The sequence below is a fragment of the Caballeronia sp. LZ001 genome (assembly GCF_031450875.1).
In the GTDB taxonomy this organism is placed as follows: Bacteria; Pseudomonadota; Gammaproteobacteria; order Burkholderiales; family Burkholderiaceae; genus Caballeronia.
Genome location: NZ_JARTVX010000004.1, coordinates 683306 through 700536, shown reverse-complemented (window position 1 = coordinate 700536; position 17231 = coordinate 683306). Strand labels below are relative to the sequence as shown.

At 60.5% G+C, this 17231-nt stretch carries 13 protein-coding genes; 8 read left to right on the top strand and 5 right to left on the bottom strand.

What is annotated here, in order from left to right; all coding sequences use genetic code 11:
* Positions 1 to 17 precede the first annotated feature (17 nt).
* A complete protein-coding gene (locus P9292_RS13505; protein ID WP_250466365.1) occupies positions 18 to 1046 on the top strand; it encodes a tyrosine-type recombinase/integrase in 1029 nt (342 codons plus the stop codon).
* 21 nt (positions 1047 to 1067) lie between these two features.
* Here P9292_RS13505 and P9292_RS13500 read toward each other — a convergent pair whose 3' ends face one another.
* Positions 1068 to 2267, bottom strand: coding sequence for a DNA-binding protein (locus P9292_RS13500; RefSeq protein WP_309959450.1), 1200 nt, complete (start codon positions 2265 to 2267; stop codon positions 1068 to 1070).
* A gap of 1712 nt (positions 2268 to 3979) precedes the next feature.
* Here P9292_RS13500 and P9292_RS13495 point away from each other — a divergent pair.
* Positions 3980 to 5344 carry a replication initiation protein gene (locus P9292_RS13495; RefSeq protein WP_244828994.1) on the top strand — a complete coding sequence of 455 codons (1365 nt, stop codon included), beginning with the start codon at positions 3980 to 3982 and terminating at the stop codon, positions 5342 to 5344.
* Positions 5345 to 5370: 26 nt separating this feature from the next.
* Here P9292_RS13495 and P9292_RS13490 read toward each other — a convergent pair whose 3' ends face one another.
* Together P9292_RS13490 and parA are read right to left on the bottom strand one after the other, a co-directional pair.
* Positions 5371 to 6432: a ParB/RepB/Spo0J family partition protein gene (locus P9292_RS13490; protein ID WP_250493024.1), complete on the bottom strand. Its 1062-nt coding sequence runs from the start codon at positions 6430 to 6432 to the stop codon at positions 5371 to 5373.
* A gap of 24 nt (positions 6433 to 6456) precedes the next feature.
* The gene (parA, locus tag P9292_RS13485; protein WP_250466370.1) at positions 6457 to 7119 is read right to left on the bottom strand and encodes a ParA family partition ATPase; all 663 of its coding nucleotides are present in this window, start codon (positions 7117 to 7119) and stop codon (positions 6457 to 6459) included.
* Between the two features lie 735 nt (positions 7120 to 7854).
* Between parA and P9292_RS13480 the strand changes: the two genes are divergently transcribed.
* Positions 7855 to 10251 carry a GNAT family N-acetyltransferase gene (locus P9292_RS13480; protein ID WP_309959448.1) on the top strand — a complete coding sequence of 799 codons (2397 nt, stop codon included), beginning with the start codon at positions 7855 to 7857 and terminating at the stop codon, positions 10249 to 10251.
* Positions 10252 to 10266: 15 nt separating this feature from the next.
* Here the strand turns inward: P9292_RS13480 and P9292_RS13475 are convergent, their stop codons facing one another.
* Both P9292_RS13475 and P9292_RS13470 read right to left on the bottom strand, forming a co-directional pair.
* Positions 10267 to 10812, bottom strand: a complete 546-nt coding sequence (locus tag P9292_RS13475) for a hypothetical protein (RefSeq protein ID WP_250466373.1) — start codon at positions 10810 to 10812, stop codon at positions 10267 to 10269.
* 88 nt (positions 10813 to 10900) lie between these two features.
* Complete coding sequence (locus tag P9292_RS13470) at positions 10901 to 11689, bottom strand: IclR family transcriptional regulator (protein ID WP_310393861.1); 789 nt, start codon at positions 11687 to 11689, stop codon at positions 10901 to 10903.
* Positions 11690 to 11892: 203 nt separating this feature from the next.
* Between P9292_RS13470 and P9292_RS13465 the strand changes: the two genes are divergently transcribed.
* The 5 genes from P9292_RS13465 (at position 11893) to P9292_RS13445 (ending at position 17209) form a co-directional block, all read left to right on the top strand.
* Positions 11893 to 12924 carry a sugar ABC transporter substrate-binding protein gene (locus tag P9292_RS13465; RefSeq protein ID WP_244829000.1) on the top strand — a complete coding sequence of 344 codons (1032 nt, stop codon included), beginning with the start codon at positions 11893 to 11895 and terminating at the stop codon, positions 12922 to 12924.
* Positions 12921 to 14426 (top strand): sugar ABC transporter ATP-binding protein, encoded by a 1506-nt coding sequence (locus tag P9292_RS13460; protein WP_309959443.1) that lies wholly within the window; start codon positions 12921 to 12923, stop codon positions 14424 to 14426. The genes P9292_RS13465 and P9292_RS13460 overlap by 4 nt, the downstream gene beginning before the upstream one ends.
* A complete protein-coding gene (locus P9292_RS13455; protein ID WP_309959441.1) occupies positions 14416 to 15438 on the top strand; it encodes an ABC transporter permease in 1023 nt (340 codons plus the stop codon). Before P9292_RS13460 ends, P9292_RS13455 begins: the two co-directional genes overlap by 11 nt.
* Positions 15439 to 15581: 143 nt before the next feature.
* Positions 15582 to 15911, top strand: a complete 330-nt coding sequence (locus tag P9292_RS13450; RefSeq protein ID WP_309959439.1) for a UxaA family hydrolase — start codon at positions 15582 to 15584, stop codon at positions 15909 to 15911.
* Positions 15912 to 15916: 5 nt separating this feature from the next.
* Positions 15917 to 17209, top strand: a complete 1293-nt coding sequence (locus P9292_RS13445; RefSeq protein WP_309850272.1) for a UxaA family hydrolase — start codon at positions 15917 to 15919, stop codon at positions 17207 to 17209.
* Positions 17210 to 17231 lie beyond the last annotated feature (22 nt).

Sequence of the window (17231 nt, the reverse complement as noted above, 5' to 3'; positions counted from 1 at the left end):
AGCGCACTTTGAACACCATGCCGAACACTACCGATCTCTTCGACCAACAGCGCGCTGACTGGCAAGCGGACCCGCATGCTGCTTTCGATGCATGGCTCGCGCAACAGCAGTTCCGGGCATCGTCGGCTGATGTCTATCGGGCGCAATGGGGCAACTTTCTTGAATGGCTCGCGGCCAGGCGCACAACGCTTCATACGGTGCAGCGACCGGTCATCGAGCAGTTCGTCTCTCAACTCGAGATTCGGCGGCCACAGCGCATGCGCTATCTACGCTTGATCGAACGCGTGCTGGATCACGTGCGCGAGATCGAATCGGCGTCGACGAATCCGGCTCGATTCATCGCGCAGGACGGCGAGGCGGCGTGGCGCAAGGCACGCGACAACGAGCCGACCGGCTTTCTCACGCATGACGAACGCGGCTTGCTGATCGCGCGACTCGATGCGCCGCTTGGCGCTTTGTCGAGTGTGCAGCGGTGGCGCGAGCTTCGCGATCGAGCGCTCGTCGCGGTGTTTCTAGGCGCAGGGGTGAAGACCGGTGAGGCGGCGCAACTCACGATCGATTGCTATGCGCGCGGCGCGCCCTATGTCACCGTCGACGCCTCGAATCCCATGCTGATCCGGCAGGCCCGGCTCGCGCCTTTTGCCGTCGATGTGCTGGATCGGTGGATCGACGAACGCAAGGTCGCCGGACTCTCGGGCGCGCTGCTCTTCCCGGCCGCGCCCGCCGGTCGGCCGATGCACAAAGCGACCATGCTGCGCGCCATCGATGCGGTGGTCGCAGCGGCGGGAATCGCCGAGTCACGCGCCGCGCGCGCGAGCCCGCAAACGCTGCGCAATACCTATGCGGCTGAACTTTTCGAGAACGGCACAGACCCTGAACGCGTTGGACAATGGCTCGGATTCCAGCAGATGATCTCGGTTCATCGCCTGCATCGGGCGTGGCAGGACTGGATGGGTGAGCAAATACGGGAGCGCGATATGGCCGAGGCTTGCGGGCAAGACGGGATGGAAGATCGGTTCATCGATCCCGAAAACTCTCACCTTTGACCTTCGATACCCGCGTGCGGGCTAATCAGCCTTCAATCGCGGGGCTTCGATGAAACCTTCGATTGCGGCCAGCTTCGACGCGGCTGCGCCCGAAGTGCGCTCGCAATTTGGACACGAGAGTTCGAACTCGTCTTCGTGACGCTGCAGTTCTGGCTCGCCGATTTCGCAGGCCGGGCACGCGGTGGGGGTCACGAAATACGCATCGACCTGGGTGCCGAGCGCCGCCAACTCTTCGGGGTTCAGTCGGCCGTCCTGGGCCATCGACGCCAGCAGTTTGCCAATCTCGGCACTCATGCCCGCTCTGACGCGATGCGCGTCTCGCTCGCGAACCAAGGCATCGATCTCGTCCGACTGCGTGCGTACCTGCGATTCCAGCCGATCCGCGCGGCCCCTCGCGGCGCTAAGTTGTTGAATGAATTCGAATTCTTTCTGACCTGCTTCTCGCGTGCCGGCCTGATACGTCGCCGCCATGCCGCGTAACGCATCCAGTTCGACGAGCATGGGCTTGACCCGGCGCTCCGCTTCCTTGACTGCATCCTTTATCTGCTGCGCGTAATGCTCGCTATTTCGACGCGATTCGTCCTGAAGCGCATCGATGCGTTCGCGCAGCCGCGCGCCATGCGCTTGCTCTTGCGAAAGACGATCGGAAAGGGACCCGTTTTCCTTTTCCAATCGCGCGATGACTTCACGCAGGCCTGTCTGCGCATCGATCTGCTGCTCACGGGCCACTCTCAAGTCGGCTTCAAGATTTGCGATTTGCGCCATCGCCGTGTCGAGATGCGCTTTTGCTTGCTGATGCGCTAGCTCGATCGCTTCCCTCCGGATTTCGGCCTCGCGCGCTTGCATTTGAGCCGCGCTGACAGTGGCATCGACTTGCGTGCGCTCGGCATTCAGCTTCGAGCGGGCTTCTTCTTGCGCATGTACGAATAGTTCCGTGAGCAGCTCGCCAGCGCGCTCCTGTAAGGCTGCAGGCAGCCCGCCGGCATCGATTCGTACGCGCATCGACGAGCGCACGGTGGACCAGAACGCTTCAATGTCTTTGGGAATGTCGCCAGCGCTACCCGTCTGCGTGAACTCTCGGACCGTCGTAACTGACGGACGAACGCCAAGGTCGAAAAACAGGCGCTTACACGCGTGCATGGACAAGTCCTGCCTGCGTGCGCCTGACGCCCTCATCTGTTCTATTTCTTCGCGCAAGGACTCGCGAGTCGCCATTTTCATATCAATTTCCAGCGCATTTGTATCGAACGGTACGTTTTACGTTTTGAGCGTTATACGGCAGCAGATCCACTCGAGTCAAGAGTTGTCGATGTGCGATGGCACCGACTGAGTACTGCAAATCTTAGTGCTTTGAACATCAGAGCGTGAAACATCCTTAGCTTTTCCATCTATCATGTTGATATTCTTGAATAATTTCTGCTGCGACTGGCTTTTGCGAGGTTTCACGTCGTACAGAGCCGGGACGGATCGTTTTGTTTAGAGCCAGATGCTCGCGGGGCTCGTTTGAGAGTAATAAAAGTAAACACCTTTGAAACCTTGTTAACCCTGTTAACGCCTTGGCAAAGCCTTACTGCATAAGGCTTTCCAGGCCGTCGGGTGAGATGTTTCAGGATAGAAGGTGAAGCTATTCGGGACACTCTGGTGATGTCCTTCAGGGTCGTACGTGAGGACTCGCGGGAGGCTTGGTGAGCGGATTCAGGGAGCCCGTTTTTGATGTAGGTGAGATTTTCCGGGGGCTTAGTGCCTCAGTTCTCCCGCCATGGTTGGATTGTGGTCGAAATCCTCGATCAACCGAGGTGAGGCTTATCGGGATTGGCCGATTTGTGTCCGTCACCGGATAAAACGGGTCGATTTTACCGATAGGTGAGGTATTTCAGGCGCCAAAGTGTTCGTGCGGTGAGACTTTGCAGGACCAACAGCCATAAAACGAGCGAAATCGGACCCCGAAGCCTTGGAGGTGAGGTTTTACGGGGAGAGGTGAGGCCAGAGAGACCGCCACGTTTTGTGCAATGCTTCCCTTGAAGCGGGCCAAAATAGGAGAGGTGAGCTTTTACGGGGGCCTACTCGTGGCAAATCTAGCCTCATTCCCGCATTGGCTTGCTCGACGGAAAACACTTCCTTTGTCCTACTCCGAAATAGCGTGACATCGCTGAACTCGGTTGAAACACCTCATCTTCAGAATACCTTCTTTAAACAATGAGTTAGCACAAGCGCATGGGTTATGCCGGCGTTAGGGTGAGAGTATTCGGGACCTCGTCGCGATAAGGCAGCGCTCAAGGAATATCTTCTAGGGTGAGAATATTCAGGATCGGGCATTCGTCACGTAAGCCTTTCCAGCCGTCTTCGGAGCCTTATAGAGCGAGTCTTCAGCAGACGTAGACAGCGAAGGTGAGCTTTCTCAGGAGCTTCAAGTGAGCCTTTGCAGGACCCAAACGGGTCTCGAATTTTCCTTCAAGGTGAGCCCTTTCGGGATGCCAACACGCATGAACCAAGACGGCGTCTGGAGACGGCTTTGCTCAGGTCTGTCCTCTATTCCGCTTAAGGTGAGGTATTACAGGAGCGTTTTGAAGTTCGTCGACTTAAGGAGATCCACATATGCCCTTTTTCTGTTGCTTTTGGCGACGATCGTCATCCCAAATGAACGCGTCGTGCGTGTGCGACACGCCATTTTTGGGGAAAATTTTTTTCGGTGAGATTTTTCGGGACCTGTGCCGCGATGCCGTGATGCCCCCTGGCGCTCGCCGCTCCCGTTTACCCGCGTGGCTTCTAGGGATGGCGCCTGACGCTCAAAGGTGAGTGGTGAGAGTTTACGGGGCCGCACCGCAGTGAGCTTCTGTTCGTTCTCGCACTTCACCCCAAACGGTGAAGGCCACCCTGTAGACGTTGATCACCGCACTCGGTATGCTGCTGGCAATCCCGATACTGTCCGACGCATGGCAACCAAACGCGCAAAGAAAACCGATGTTGTCAGCCCGAGCTCGGCTGAGTTGCGCAAGGCGGTCGAAGCCATCGCGATTCAACCGAAGAGCGGCAAGATCACGCTGCTTACTCGCAAGCTCTTCAACGTTCTGCTCGCCGTGGCGCAGCAGGCGGACGAATCTGGCGACACCTACCGCGCGTTGCTGTCCGACATTGTCGCGAATTCCGCATTCGATTCAAACGATACAGCGCTGGTCAAGGAGCATCTGCGTCGCATGGTGTCGGTGCAGGTCGAGTGGAGCACGGGCACGTCGAGCCAGAAGCCCGGCCGCAAGTGGGGCATCTCGACGCTCATCGCCGACGCGGAAATTCTCGAGGACCCGACGACGCGCCGCGTATGGGTCGAATTTTCCTTCGCTCCAAAAATCAAAAAGAAGCTGCTCGATCCGGTGCAGTATGCGCGTCTGAGCCTGCAGTTCCAAAGCCAGTTGCGCAGCAGCGCGGGTCTTGCGCTTTATGAAATATGCGTGCGTTATCTGACCAACCCCAGCCATCTGACGATGCGCGAAACGTGGGAGTGGTGGCGGCCGATTCTATCCGGCACGCCAGATACCGAGGCTGGAGACGAGGCCAAGCGAGAGTACAAGTATTTCAAGCGCGACTATCTTCGTCCCGCAATCGCGGAAGTCAACGCCGTCACTAACATTTTCGTTGAACTCGTGGAACATCGAGAGGGTCGGCGCGTCGCCGAGATTCAGTTCCGCGTCACGGAGCGCAAGCAGCCGATGCTGGCGCTCGACGAACATCCGAACGTCTTCGACAGCACGCTGGTCGACAGGATGGTAAAGATCGGCATTCCGTTGAAAGAGGCGCAGACGCTGTACGCCGACAGCGAGGAAAATCGCATTCGGGCGGCGTTGCAGATGACCGAGCAACGGTTGCGCAGCACGACGCTTCCGCCTATCAGAAGCGCGGCAGCGCTGTTCAAGGACGCGCTCAAGAAGGGCTACGCGCCGCCGCTCGAAGCGCTACCGCCGGCAACGGCCAACGGCGCGCCGCGGTCGACAGCGGGATCGGCATCCGGCGCCGATGATCTCAAGGCACGCCTGCTTGGCGAGTTCTCGGCATATAGAAGGAAGGAAGCGCGTGCGCTCTACGACGAGCAAGGTGAGCGGGAACGGGAGCTGGCGCGGCAGAGTTTCGAAGACGACGTATTGCCGGAACTCGGCACGCATATGCGCGACGATTGGCGTAAGCGCGGCCTCGATTCGAAGCTGGCGGAAACGTCATTTTTCGACTGGCTGGCTAGGAAGACGTGGGGCGAGCCGACCGATGGGGATTTGCTCGCCTTCACACTTAGCCAGACACGCGCTAACTGAACGCGTCTGGCAGAGGGCGGACGCTGTTATTTCTTCTCTTCGTTGAACTGAAGCATGGTTTCGATCTGACGCAGCAGTTCATCTCGTCGATCCCGCGACAAACCGCGCAACCGCAACTCAAGGCGATCCTCGCCATATGACTTGAGATCGCCGACTGCGACGCCGTCCAGTTTAATCTCCATTCGTTGGGCATAGCGTTGCCGGCCGGGTGGCTTGGGCACTTCTTGTCCGCTTGCGCGTCCCTTCACGATATCCGCAACTTGTCGCGTGCTCAGATCATCCGACGTGATCTTGTTGATGAGGCGCAGCGTGGCATCGCTGCCACGCGCCGAGTGGTAGCGCGTGATTTGATAGGCCATGTTCGACCCGAATCGATCAGGCCGAGCGACCATTTCCTGCATGACGTTTTCAGGAAGCTTCGCAACCGATAGCGCGACTGCGATAGTAGATTCGTCTAGCCCAAGATGGTCGGCCAATTCTCGTTGGCTCTGGAAATGTTGCTCGTCCAGAAAGCGTCGCCAGACGACGGCATTATCGAAGACGGTTTGCGAATCCCGCTGAACGTTTAGATCGTAGCCAAGCTTGTAGCTTTGAATTCCAATAGGCAGGTCGACGACGATCGCTTTGACGGTTTCCTTGTTGGCTTCCTTGAGCGCACGGACGCGACGGCCACCGTCGCTTACGAAGAAGGTCCCAGCGTTATCGTAGTCGGGGATGACGTGGATGGCCTGCTGCTGTCCCTGCCTTGCAAGGTTGACGGCTAGCTCCGCGATTGATGCTTTCAGATAGAAATGGCGCGGATTAAACGGGCTTGCTTTGATCGCCTTTAGCGGCAACTCGATGACCTGCCCAGCCGTGTAGCGGTTCGCCCGTCGCCACGCGCGAAACTGCTCGGATTCGGTGCTGACCTCTGCGTCGGGCTGCTCGTCGGATACGAAGGCGCTTGCGCGTCCATTCGCGGCCTGTCCGACGCTTTGTATATCGACGATTCCATCGATGGCGTTCAGGCGATCTAGAGCGGTTCGCTTCTCGCTGCTTGTCGTGTCGGGGCGGGCCTTGAAGCCTTTTGCCAGTTGGGACGGTTTCATTCAGGGTCCTTTATGCGCATAAAGTCAGGAGAGCATGCCGAGGATTTCATCGGCGCACGCGCGAATCTCGGCAGCAGCGAGGCGCGAGCCGCGGTCGGACATTTGCAAAACGGTTTGTCCTAGCGCCATGGCCTGCTTGTAGCACTCTCGGGTTGGGATCTGCGTTTTTAGTAGCGGAAAGCCCAGTTCTTCAAGAGCGACCTTCAGCTCGCGCGTGAGCATCCGCTTCTCTTCCGTCTTGTTCAGCAGAAACACCGCGCGCAGATCTTCGTTCATCACCTGCGCTTGCTGAACCAGTTTGACGAGGCCGACGCTCGACCAATAATCGGCTGGCGATGATGAAGTCGGAATCACTGCCACGCTCGCGGCTAGCAGAACGACGCCTGACACCTTCTCTGTAATTGACGGCGGGCAATCCACCACGATGATGTCGTAGTCATTCACGAACTTCCTGATTTCACGATGGATTTGTCCGCCCGCTTCCGAAAGATTCACGACAGGAAAGGGGATGCCGCTCGCTTCGTCTGACGCAGCGCTCGACCAGTGGATTAACGTGTTTTGACCGTCTGCATCGACGACGAGCACGCGCTTCTTCTTTTCGTGAAAAGCTGCGCCCAGGTGCATTGCAATCGTGCTCTTGCCAACGCCGCCCTTCTGCTGCGTGATCGCTATGATTTCCGCCGCCACTTTAATGCTCCAGTTTTTGCAGGCGGTTGAATTTTACATTGAGGTTTAGTAATTTCAACTTTAATTCGACATTAAATGTGTCGTTAGCCATTTGGCATAGGGGTGAGCTTTAGTTGGTATTGTGAAAGCGCGGACGTGGGCCTGATGGATGCAGTTTTAAATCAAACATGATGCTCGACAGCAAGAAGCTAAGACGCGAGACCAATATCTCCCCGTCACGGCTTTAGGCGTCTTGGAAATTGTTAAGCGGTGCCGCGCGGCCGGACCAGCTTTATGCGCATAAAGTCACGGCATCCCCGAAGCCCGAAGCCCGAAGCCCGAAGCCCGAAGCCCGAAGCCCGAAGCCCGAAGCCCGAAGCCCGAAGCCCGAAGCCCGAAGCCCGAAGCCCGAAGCCCGAAGCCCGAAGCCCGAAGCCCACAGCCCACAGCCCACAGCCCACAGCCCACAGCCCACAGCCCACAGCCCACAGCCCACAGCCCACAGCCCACAGCCCACAGCCCACAGCCCACAGCCCACAGCCCACAGCCCGAAGCCCACAGCCCGAAGCCCACAGCCCGAAGCCCACAGCCCGAAGCCCACAGCCCGAAGCCCACAGCCCGAAGCCCACAGCCCGAAGCCCACAGCCCGAAGCGCACAGCCCGCAACGACACCGCACCCCCCACCCCCCACCCCCAAAATCGCCTATCCTAACCCTGCCTCAACCGCCAATCGCCGACCGAGTCCGGAGCTCCGTAATGACCGTTCGCAACCTGGACATCCTGTTCGCGCCGAAGTCAATTGCAGTGATCGGCGCATCGACGCGGCCGGGCAGCATCGGCGAAATGGTATGGGTCCGCGCCAACAGCGCTGGATTCAAAGGCCCGATCTGGCCAGTAAATCCAAAGCACCAAACCATAGGCGAACAGCCGAGCTTCGCCGACATAGCTCACCTCCCTGAAGCGCCGAGCGTTGCGGTGCTATGCACGCCCCCTAAAACTTGGCCTCAACTAGTTGAACAACTCGGAGACTGTGGGACCAAAGCTGTCGTCGTTATTGGAGAGGCAGCGAGACACCCCGCGAGAGCCGAATTCATCTCCAATGCAGAGTCCCACGAATGGACTGCCCGTACCCTTGCCGCCGCGCGTCCCTTCCTGCTGCGCGTGGTAGGACCGGCAAGTCTCGGCGTAGTGTCTCCCGCCGTCGGCGCATGCCTCGGGGCGCCAGCGTGCAGTGTCAAATCGGGCGGCGTCGCTTGGGTATCAGGCTCGAATGCGCTAACCAATGGCGTGCTCGGCTGGGCCCGCGCGCGGGGCCTCGGCTTCTCACGCATCGTCGCGTTGGGCGATGAAGCCGACGTCGATTCCGGCGATATCCTCGACTTCCTCGCTACCGACGCATCGACCAAAGCGATTCTTCTTGCGATCGAAACGGTCCGCGCCGCACGCAAATTTATTTCCGCCGCGCGCGCCGCCGCGAGGAATAAGCCGGTACTCGTTCTACGAACCGGACACGACGATCCATTCGATCGCCTATACGGTGCCGCCTTCCGCCGTGCCGGACTTGTACGCGTGGATTCGCTTGACGATCTGCTCGACGAAATCGAAACCCTGGGCGTGGGAAGCGTCGCAGCCGGCGACGTGGCAACCGTCATCACCAGCGATCGCGGCGTCGCCACTTTGGCAAGAGATGCGTTCAGCAAAGCCGGCGATGATCTGGCGCAATGGCCACTCGCCGCACGCGACGCCGTCTCGCTCGCGTTACCCCGAGCCGAATCCGGTAATCCCCTCTTGCTCGGCGACGATGCGTCGCCCGCCGATTTCGGCATCGCGGTGAAAACGCTGGCTCCGCATCGCGACACCGGCACCATCTTCGTCGTACACGCGCCGACGCATAGCGCGCCCGTCGCGGACGTCGCTCGCACATTGATCGCCGCGCGCCGCCATGCTCATCGCGGATTGCTCGCGTGTTTCTTCGGTTGCGTGGATGCCGCCACCCGCGACGCACTCCACGCAAATGGCATCCCGGTTCACACCACCCCGCAGCGTCTCGCGCGTGGCTTTGCACGCCTCGTCGATTTTCGTCAGGGACGCGAATTGTTGATGCAAACACCCGACGGACTTCCAACGGAAATTCCAGAAGAAATCGATATCGCGCAAAACGAAATTCGAATCGCGTTGGAAAACGGCATTGCGGAATTGAATGGTGAACGTGCGGCGCGCATCCTCGCCCGCTTCGGCATCACGGTGAAGCCGGGACCGGCCGATTCCTTTTCCGCCGATGCAGTCGAGATACAGACGCGCCTGCTCAACCATCGCGTCTTTGGACCGGTGTTCGAATTCAAGGCCGAAGGCGCGCTCGGACTTGCCGATGCGCTTCATGAATTTGCGCTGCCTCCGCTCAACCCTGTCCTTGCGCGCGATCTCGTCATGCGTTCGCCGCGCTCGCGCGAGTTGCCCACCGACATGCTGTTGAACGCGCTGACCGCGCTGTCGCAAATGGTTTGTTATATAGAGGAGATCGTCGCACTGCGCCTGACGTTGCGTGTCACGCGCGATTCGGTTGCGGTGCACGAGCCGCAATTGACCTTAGGCGCGCATCGCAAGCAACTAGCAATCGTGCCGTATCCGCGATGCATGGATGAGACGCTCGACTGGCGCGGTATGCGTATCACCGTGCGGCCCATTCGTCCCGAGGATGAAGATGCGCATCGCGCGTTCGTATCGGCGAACACGGCCGAAGATTTGCGCTTGCGATTTTTCGGTGCCGTGCGCAGTTTCGATCATTCGCAACTCGCGCGGATGACCCAGATCGACTACGACCGCGAAATGGCGTTGATCGTGACGCGGAGTATTGCGGAGGGCGCCGCGGAAACGCTGGGCGTCGCACGCGCCATCTCCGATCCGGACAACGAGACTGCGGAGTTTGCCGTCGCCGCGCGCTCGGACATGAAAGGGAAGGGCTTGGGCTCGCTGCTGCTCACGCGAATCATCGACTATGCGCGAGAGCGTGGAACACGCTGGCTGGTGGGCGAGGCTTTGCGCGAGAACACGGGGATGATCGCGCTCGCGCGCAAAGCCGGTTTCGAATTGATCAGAACCGAAGATCCGAGCGTCGTTGGTTTTCGGATGCGACTCGGTGAAAAACCGACCTAGCCGGCCGTTCGCGATTCAGCCGGCCAGTCGCCCGGACGCCTCGTCGATCTGCGCTCTCGTTATCGCCAACTCTTCGAGCAAAGCATCGGGATACGAACTTCCCGTTTCCTTTTCGAGTCTCGCGATCGTCAGCGCCGAGCGCGCCGAGTCTTTCGGCGTCGCGATGAACGACTTCACGGAATGTCCCGCCGAGAATGCTTCGAAGAGCGGTACACGAATCTCTTCCGGCAGCGCACGCGAAGTCCATTGATAAGGCTTGCCGTTATGCGTCAGTTGCGGCGGCAGTGTGCGTTCCTTCTTCGCGGCCGGAATAAGGCCGAAATTGCGCGCCGCTTCCGCGATCTGCTCGGCGGAAAAAAGCTCGTCCGGCGTGATGTCGAACTGCGCGATATGCGCTTCGAGCGCTTGCATTGCAGCGGCGCGATCGTCGCGCTTCTTCTGTGCGCGCGCGACGATATCGCGCAATTCGTCGGCCTCGTCAGGCGTGATCGTAAAGCTCGCCTGTTTCTGTTGAAGTTCGGAAAAACGCTGGAATTCTGAATCGGAAAGGAGTTTTGCCATGAACCGTGAAGATAGAGCGCGGCGTGCGCGTGAACCGGCTGCCGCTTTTTAGGAGGGCCGCCATTCTAACGCGTGTATCAGCCTTGATTCAGTCCCGCGTCATCGAAAGCTCGCTCGCGGCGCCGCGCAAAAGCGCCGTTACTTCTTCGATGGAAGGCGCGACATATTCGTCGATACGCCGCATGAAAGGGCAGGTCAGCGCCGCGATGGCTTGGCCCGATGGCCCAAGCAACGGAAAAGTCACATCGGTGACGCCGAAGGTCTGCTGGCTGTCCTTTTGTGAATAGCCGAGCTCGCCGATCTTTTCGTAGTCGGCATCGAGTACTGCGCGATCGAGCGCCAGTTCGCCTTTCACCTTTGTATGTTCCGCCAGCATGTGCTCGCGCTGCTCCTCGGTTTGAAACGCGAGCACCACGCGACCGGAGCCGGTGTCGATAAGGCCGACGCGTGACCCCAGCCGGACCGAAATTCCCCACGTGCCGGGACCGTCCACTTGCGCGATCACCAGCAGGTTGCCGCGATCGTAGACGACCAGGTGAATTGACTGCTCGGCGGTATCTGCGAAACGTTGCATCACGGGCAGAGCCTCGGCAATCAGCCGGTTCATCGGCGGATGCCGGTGCGCAAGCGCGTACAACTTCAGGCTCAGCGAATAACGGTCGCCCTCGGGCGAGCGCACGACGTATTGTCGCGCGACCAGCCGTTCCAGCATCCGATACATCTCGCTTGCATTGCGCCCGAGCATCTTCGTGATCTCGGCGCGCGTCAGTCCCGATTTCTGTTCCGAGAGTAATTCGAGAATGTCCAGTCCCTTGTCGAGCGCGGGCGCGCGATAGCGATCCGCGTCGCCATCGGTGTCGGTTACTTCAACGTCCATGTTGGGTATGCGTCGATTCATGAATTGGCGCCGAGTTTAAGCCTTTCGTCAGCAATAGCGTTGCCCGCGCTAGGGAAAGCACCAACTGACTTCTGATTGTCCGTATATGAATAATACGTTCACTGATGAATATGCGTATCGACAGTTTCCCGTAGTCACCCACACGACCGTAGTCGCAAAAAACACAAGATCAGGAGACAAGCATGACGTCCTCAACTTCCTTTCGCCGCCTGGCCGTAAAAGCCGGCGTGGCGCTCGCCGTACTTTCGACCACCGGTGCAGTTGGCCTCGCGCAAGCCGCCGATGCCGGCAAGGTCGGCCTTGGTCTCCCGCTTCTGACTTCGCCGTTCTGGCAGTCGTACAATAACTATCTGCCGAAGTACGCGAAGGACATGGGCATAGACATCCTTGCGCCCGTCAACTCGAACGGCGATCCCGCGCAGCAGATCACCGACATGAACAACCTGCTGAACCTGGGCGCGAAGGGCATCGTCGTCGGCCCGCTGGATTCAGCCGCAATCAGCCGCGCGCTCGACGCCTCGGCGGCGAAGAACGTGCCGGTCGTCGCCGTCGATGTCGCGCCGACGCAAGGCAAGGTCGCGATGGTCGTGCGCGCCGACAACCGCGCGTATGGTTCGAAGTCGTGCGAGTACATTGGCGAGCACGTGAAGTCGGGCAAGGTCGTGCAGATCATGGGCGATCTGGCATCGGTCAATGGCCGCGATCGTTCGGAAGCGTTTCGCGAGTGCCTGAAGAAATTCCCGTCGCTGAGCCTGCTCGAGATTCCCGCCGCATGGAAGGGCGAGGCCGCCGCGACCGCGCTCGACAGCCTGCTCACCGCGAACCCCGACGTGAAGGCGATCTATATGCAGGCGGGCGGCGTCTATCTGTCGCCGACGTTGCAGACCTTGCGCCGCAAGCAGTTGCTGGTGAAGGCGGGCGATCCGAAGCACATCGTGATCGTGAGCAATGACGGCATTCCGCAGGAATATGATGCGATCCGCCGTGGCGATATCGACGCGACCATCTCGCAACCCGCCGATCTCTACGCAAAGTATGGCCTCTTCTATATCAAGGCGGCTCTGGCGGGACAAACCTTCAAACCGGGCCCGACGGATCACGGCAGCACGATCGTTCAGCGCGGTCCAGGCATTCTCGAAGATCAACTGCCCGCGCCGCTCGTGACGAAAGCCAATGTCGATGACAAAACACTTTGGGGCAACACCGTCAAATGAGCGCGCCCGTCGTTGAGACAGTTGGCCTGACGAAGCGCTATGGCTCGACGCCCGCACTCGCAGATGTAAGCATGCGCGTGCTGCCCGGCGAGTCGCATGCGCTCGTCGGACGCAACGGCGCGGGCAAATCGACGCTCGTGTCGATGATCACCGGCCTGAAGAAGCCGGACGCTGGCGAGATCCGCTTCAACGACGAACCCGCGCCGCCGCTCGCCGACCGCGATGCATGGCGCGAGCGTGTCGCCTGCGTCTATCAGCATTCGACGATCATCCGCGAGTTGTCGGTGGCCGAAAATCTGTACATCAATCGGCAGCATCAGAAGGGCGGCGTGATCGACTGGCGCGCCATGCGCCGTGATGCCCGCGCGCTGCTCGACCACTGGAAGATCGACGTGCGCGAAGACGCACGCGCGGGCGATCTGACAGTGGAAGCGCGGCAGTTGGTGGAGATTGCGCGGGCGCTGTCGTACGGTGCGCGCTTCATCATTCTCGATGAACCGACTGCACAGTTGGACGGCGAGGAGATCAAGCGTCTCTTCAAGCGTATTGAAGAGTTACAGCGCGAAGGCGTCACTTTCCTGTTCATTTCGCATCACTTGCAAGAGGTGTACGAAATCTGTCAGGCAGTGACAGTTCTGCGCGACGCTCGGCATATCGTCAGCGCGCCGGTTTCGGCATTGCCGCGCGACCGGCTCATCGAAGCGATGACAGGCGAGCAGGGGGGCCTTGCCGTCGCGGATGCCGCCGCGCGCGCGCCCCTGCCCGCTGATGCGCCGCAAGCGCTGCGTGTCGAAGCGTTATGCGGCGACGACTACGAGAACGTCACGTTGAGCGTTCGCAAGGGCGAAGTGATCGGCCTGACCGGCGCGACGACGAGCGGCCGGACGAGCGTCGCCGAAGCCATCGCCGGATTGAAGGCGCAACGCGCGGGCACGATCAGCGTCGATGGTCACGAGCTGCCGCCGGGCGACGTGCCGGCCGCGCTGGCGCATGGTGTCGGCTGCGTGCCGAAAGACCGGCATCGCGAAGGCTTGGTGCTGTCGCAATCCGTCGCGGAAAACGCGTCCATGACGATCGCGCGATTGCTCGGCCGCTTCGGTATTGCGACGCCCGCGAAAAAGAACGCCTTCGGACGCCGCATGATTGCCGCGCTCGGCATCAAGACGCAGGGCCCGGAACATATCGTGTCGGGCTTGTCGGGCGGCAATCAGCAAAAAGTGGTGATGGCGCGCGCGCTCGCCACTGATCCGGACGTGCTCGTTCTGATCGATCCCACCGCTGGCGTCGATGTGAAGTCGAAGGAAGCGTTGCTCGGCGTCGTCGAGCGCGTGCGCGAGGAAGGGAAGGCGGTGCTCGTCGTATCGGGCGAGCTGGACGACTTGCGCACGTGCGACCGCGTCCTGGTGATGTTTCGCGGCGCCATCGTCGCCGAATTCCCTGCCGGATGGCAGGACCATGAACTCATCGCATCCGTCGAAGGGGTGAATCTCCATGAAGCATGACGTACCCAACCCGGCGATGAACGGCGCGAGCATGGCCGTGGCGCGCCCGCGCATCGAACTGGCGCGTTTTCGCGACCTCGCATTGCTGCCCGCGCTGGCGCTCTTGCTTGCCATCGGCGCGTTCGTCAGCCCGAGCTTTCTCACGCAGGCGAATCTCATCAGCATCCTTGGGGCATCGGCGGCGCTTGCGCTTGTCGTGCTGGCCGAATCGCTGATCGTTCTAACAGGCAAATTCGATTTATCGCTCGAATCGACGGTCGGCATTGCGCCCGCTGTCGGCGCGATGCTCGTGATGCCGGCGGCGTCGGCGGGCTTCGGCTTCGAGTGGCCGGCGGCAGCGGGACTTGCGGCGATCGTCGTGGTCGGCGCGCTGATCGGCTTCTTCAACGGCTTTCTGGTCGTGCGGCTGCGGTTGAACGCGTTCATCGTCACGCTCGCGATGCTGATCGTGTTGCGCGGCATGCTCGTCGGCGCGACCAAGGGCGGCACGTTATTCGACATGCCGCCTTCGTTCTTCACGCTGGCCACGACACTCGTGCTCGGTCTGCCGATCTCGGTATGGCTCGCGGCGGCCGCTTTCGCCGTTGCCGCGTTCTTGCTGCGTTACCACCGCCTCGGCCGCGCGCTTTACGCGATCGGCGGCAATCCCGAAGCGGCACGCGCGGCAGGCATTCGCGTGGAGCGCATCACGTGGGGCGTGTTCGTGCTCGGCAGCGTACTGGCGTCGATTGGCGGTTTGATCGTCACAGGCTACGTCGGCGCGATCAACGCGAACCAGGGCAATGGAATGATCTTCACGGTGTTCGCGGCGGCAGTGATCGGCGGCATTTCGTTGGATGGCGGCAAGGGCACGATGCTCGGCGCGTTATCGGGCGTGTTGCTGCTGGGCGTCGTGCAGAACTTGCTGACCTTGGCGCAGGTGCCATCGTTCTGGATTCAGGCGATTTACGGCGCGATCATCCTGGGTTCGCTGATGGTGGCGAGACTGGCGGGTGGAGATGCGCAGAACTGAGGCGGGGAGCGCAGCCGCACGCGTGTCGCGAGATCGGCTGACGCGTCCAGCGCCCGGACGACGAACGTCAGCAGGCGGCTGCTGAAGATGCCGCGAGCATACGGCTCAATTTCGACGACGATACGGATTTCAGAAGGAACGAGATGCCCGACACAGAGACAAAAACCACCGACCCCCGCCTGATCCTCTTGAGCAAAGAAGACAACTGTCTGATAGCAGCAGCCCGCCTAATCGCAGGCGAAACGCTTCAGATAGAAGGCGAGCCAGTCAAGCTGGAAACGACGATAGAACTGGCTCACAAAATAGCCCGCCGCGCGTTGAAGAAGGACGACAAAGTCCTGCGCTACGGCGCGATCATCGGCCACGTGAGCACAGACGTTCCCTGCGGCGCGCATCTCCACACTCACAATCTGGAGAGCGACTACATCCCCACCTACACGCACGACGCCGGCCACGCCTACGTGCAGCATTGAGAGCCATGAACACATCAACATTGCTGGGCTTCCCAAGATCCGATGGCCGCAAGGGCATCCGCAACATCGTCGCGGTGGCGTACATGGTCGAGTGCGCGCATCACGTCGCCCGCGAGATCGTCACGCACTTCCGCCCATCGTTCGACGCATTCGACGCCGCGCAAAACGAAGCGCCGCCCGTGCACCTGATCGGCTTCCCCGGCTGCTATCCGAATAGCTACGCCGAAAAGATGCTGGAGCGCATCTGCACGCATCCGAACGTGGGCGCGGTGCTGTTCGTGTCGCTTGGCTGCGAAAGCATGAACAAGCACTATCTCGCCGATGTCGTGCGCGCGAGCGGCCGCCCCGCCGCCGTCGTGACGATCCAGGAAAACGGCGGCACGCGCAGCACGATTCAGCACGGTCTCGACTGGGTACGCGAAGCGCGCGCGACGCTCGCCGCGCAAGAGAAAGTGCCGATGGCGCTCGATGAACTCGTCATCGGCACGATCTGCGGCGGCTCGGACGGCACGAGCGGCATCACGGCGAACCCGGCCGTGGGCCGCGCCTTCGACACCTTCATCGACGAAGGCGCGGCGTGCATCTTCGAGGAAACCGGCGAACTCGTCGGCTGCGAATTTCATATGAAGACACGCGCGGCGCGTCCCGAACTCGGCGATGAAATCGTCGCGTGCGTGGAAAAAGCCGCGCGCTATTACACGACGATGGGCCACGGTTCCTTCGCGGTCGGCAACGCGGACGGCGGGCTCACGACGCAGGAAGAGAAGTCGCTCGGCGCGTATGCGAAGAGCGGCGCGTCGCCTATCGTCGGCATCATCAAGCCGGGCGATGTCCCGCCGACCGGCGGCCTTTATCTGCTCGATGTCGTGCCCGACGGCGAGCCGCGCTTCGGCTTTCCGAACATCAGCGACAACGCGGAAATCGGCGAACTCATCGCGTGCGGCTCACACGTAATCCTCTTTACGACGGGGCGCGGCTCGGTGGTCGGCTCGGCGATATCGCCCGTCATCAAGGTCTGCGCAAATCCGGCGACGTATCGCAACCTGTCCGGCGACATGGACGTGGATGCCGGCCGCATCCTGGAAGGCCGGGCGACGCTCGACGAAGTAGGGCGCGAAGTGTTCGATGTCACCGTGGCGGTGGCGGCGGGCGCTGCGTCGAAATCGGAGTCGCTGGGGCATCAGGAATTCATCCTGACTTACAAAACCTTCGAGCCCGTCGGCCCCGCGTGTTTGCCTGGCGGCGCGCAACGCGTTAGTGTTGCGTCTCGCGGCACCGCAGAAGTCGTTTCGAACTGAACAATCGACTGAGGGTTGCACA

Bases quoted from the DNA above. Each gene is read 5' to 3' on its own strand.
- P9292_RS13450 (WP_309959439.1), top strand. From the start codon at position 15,582: ATGCCCGACACAGAGACAAAAACCACCGACCCCCGCCTGATCCTCTTG.
- P9292_RS13490 (WP_250493024.1), bottom strand. From the start codon at position 6,432: ATGAAACCGTCCCAACTGGCAAAAGGCTTCAAGGCCCGCCCCGACACG.
- P9292_RS13470 (WP_310393861.1), bottom strand. From the start codon at position 11,689: ATGGACGTTGAAGTAACCGACACCGATGGCGACGCGGATCGCTATCGC.
- P9292_RS13465 (WP_244829000.1), top strand. From the start codon at position 11,893: ATGACGTCCTCAACTTCCTTTCGCCGCCTGGCCGTAAAAGCCGGCGTG.
- P9292_RS13460 (WP_309959443.1), top strand. From the start codon at position 12,921: ATGAGCGCGCCCGTCGTTGAGACAGTTGGCCTGACGAAGCGCTATGGC.
- P9292_RS13455 (WP_309959441.1), top strand. From the start codon at position 14,416: ATGAAGCATGACGTACCCAACCCGGCGATGAACGGCGCGAGCATGGCC.
- P9292_RS13505 (WP_250466365.1), top strand. From the start codon at position 18: ATGCCGAACACTACCGATCTCTTCGACCAACAGCGCGCTGACTGGCAA.
- P9292_RS13500 (WP_309959450.1), bottom strand. From the start codon at position 2,267: ATGAAAATGGCGACTCGCGAGTCCTTGCGCGAAGAAATAGAACAGATG.
- P9292_RS13495 (WP_244828994.1), top strand. From the start codon at position 3,980: ATGGCAACCAAACGCGCAAAGAAAACCGATGTTGTCAGCCCGAGCTCG.
- P9292_RS13475 (WP_250466373.1), bottom strand. From the start codon at position 10,812: ATGGCAAAACTCCTTTCCGATTCAGAATTCCAGCGTTTTTCCGAACTT.
- P9292_RS13445 (WP_309850272.1), top strand. From the start codon at position 15,917: ATGAACACATCAACATTGCTGGGCTTCCCAAGATCCGATGGCCGCAAG.
- P9292_RS13480 (WP_309959448.1), top strand. From the start codon at position 7,855: ATGACCGTTCGCAACCTGGACATCCTGTTCGCGCCGAAGTCAATTGCA.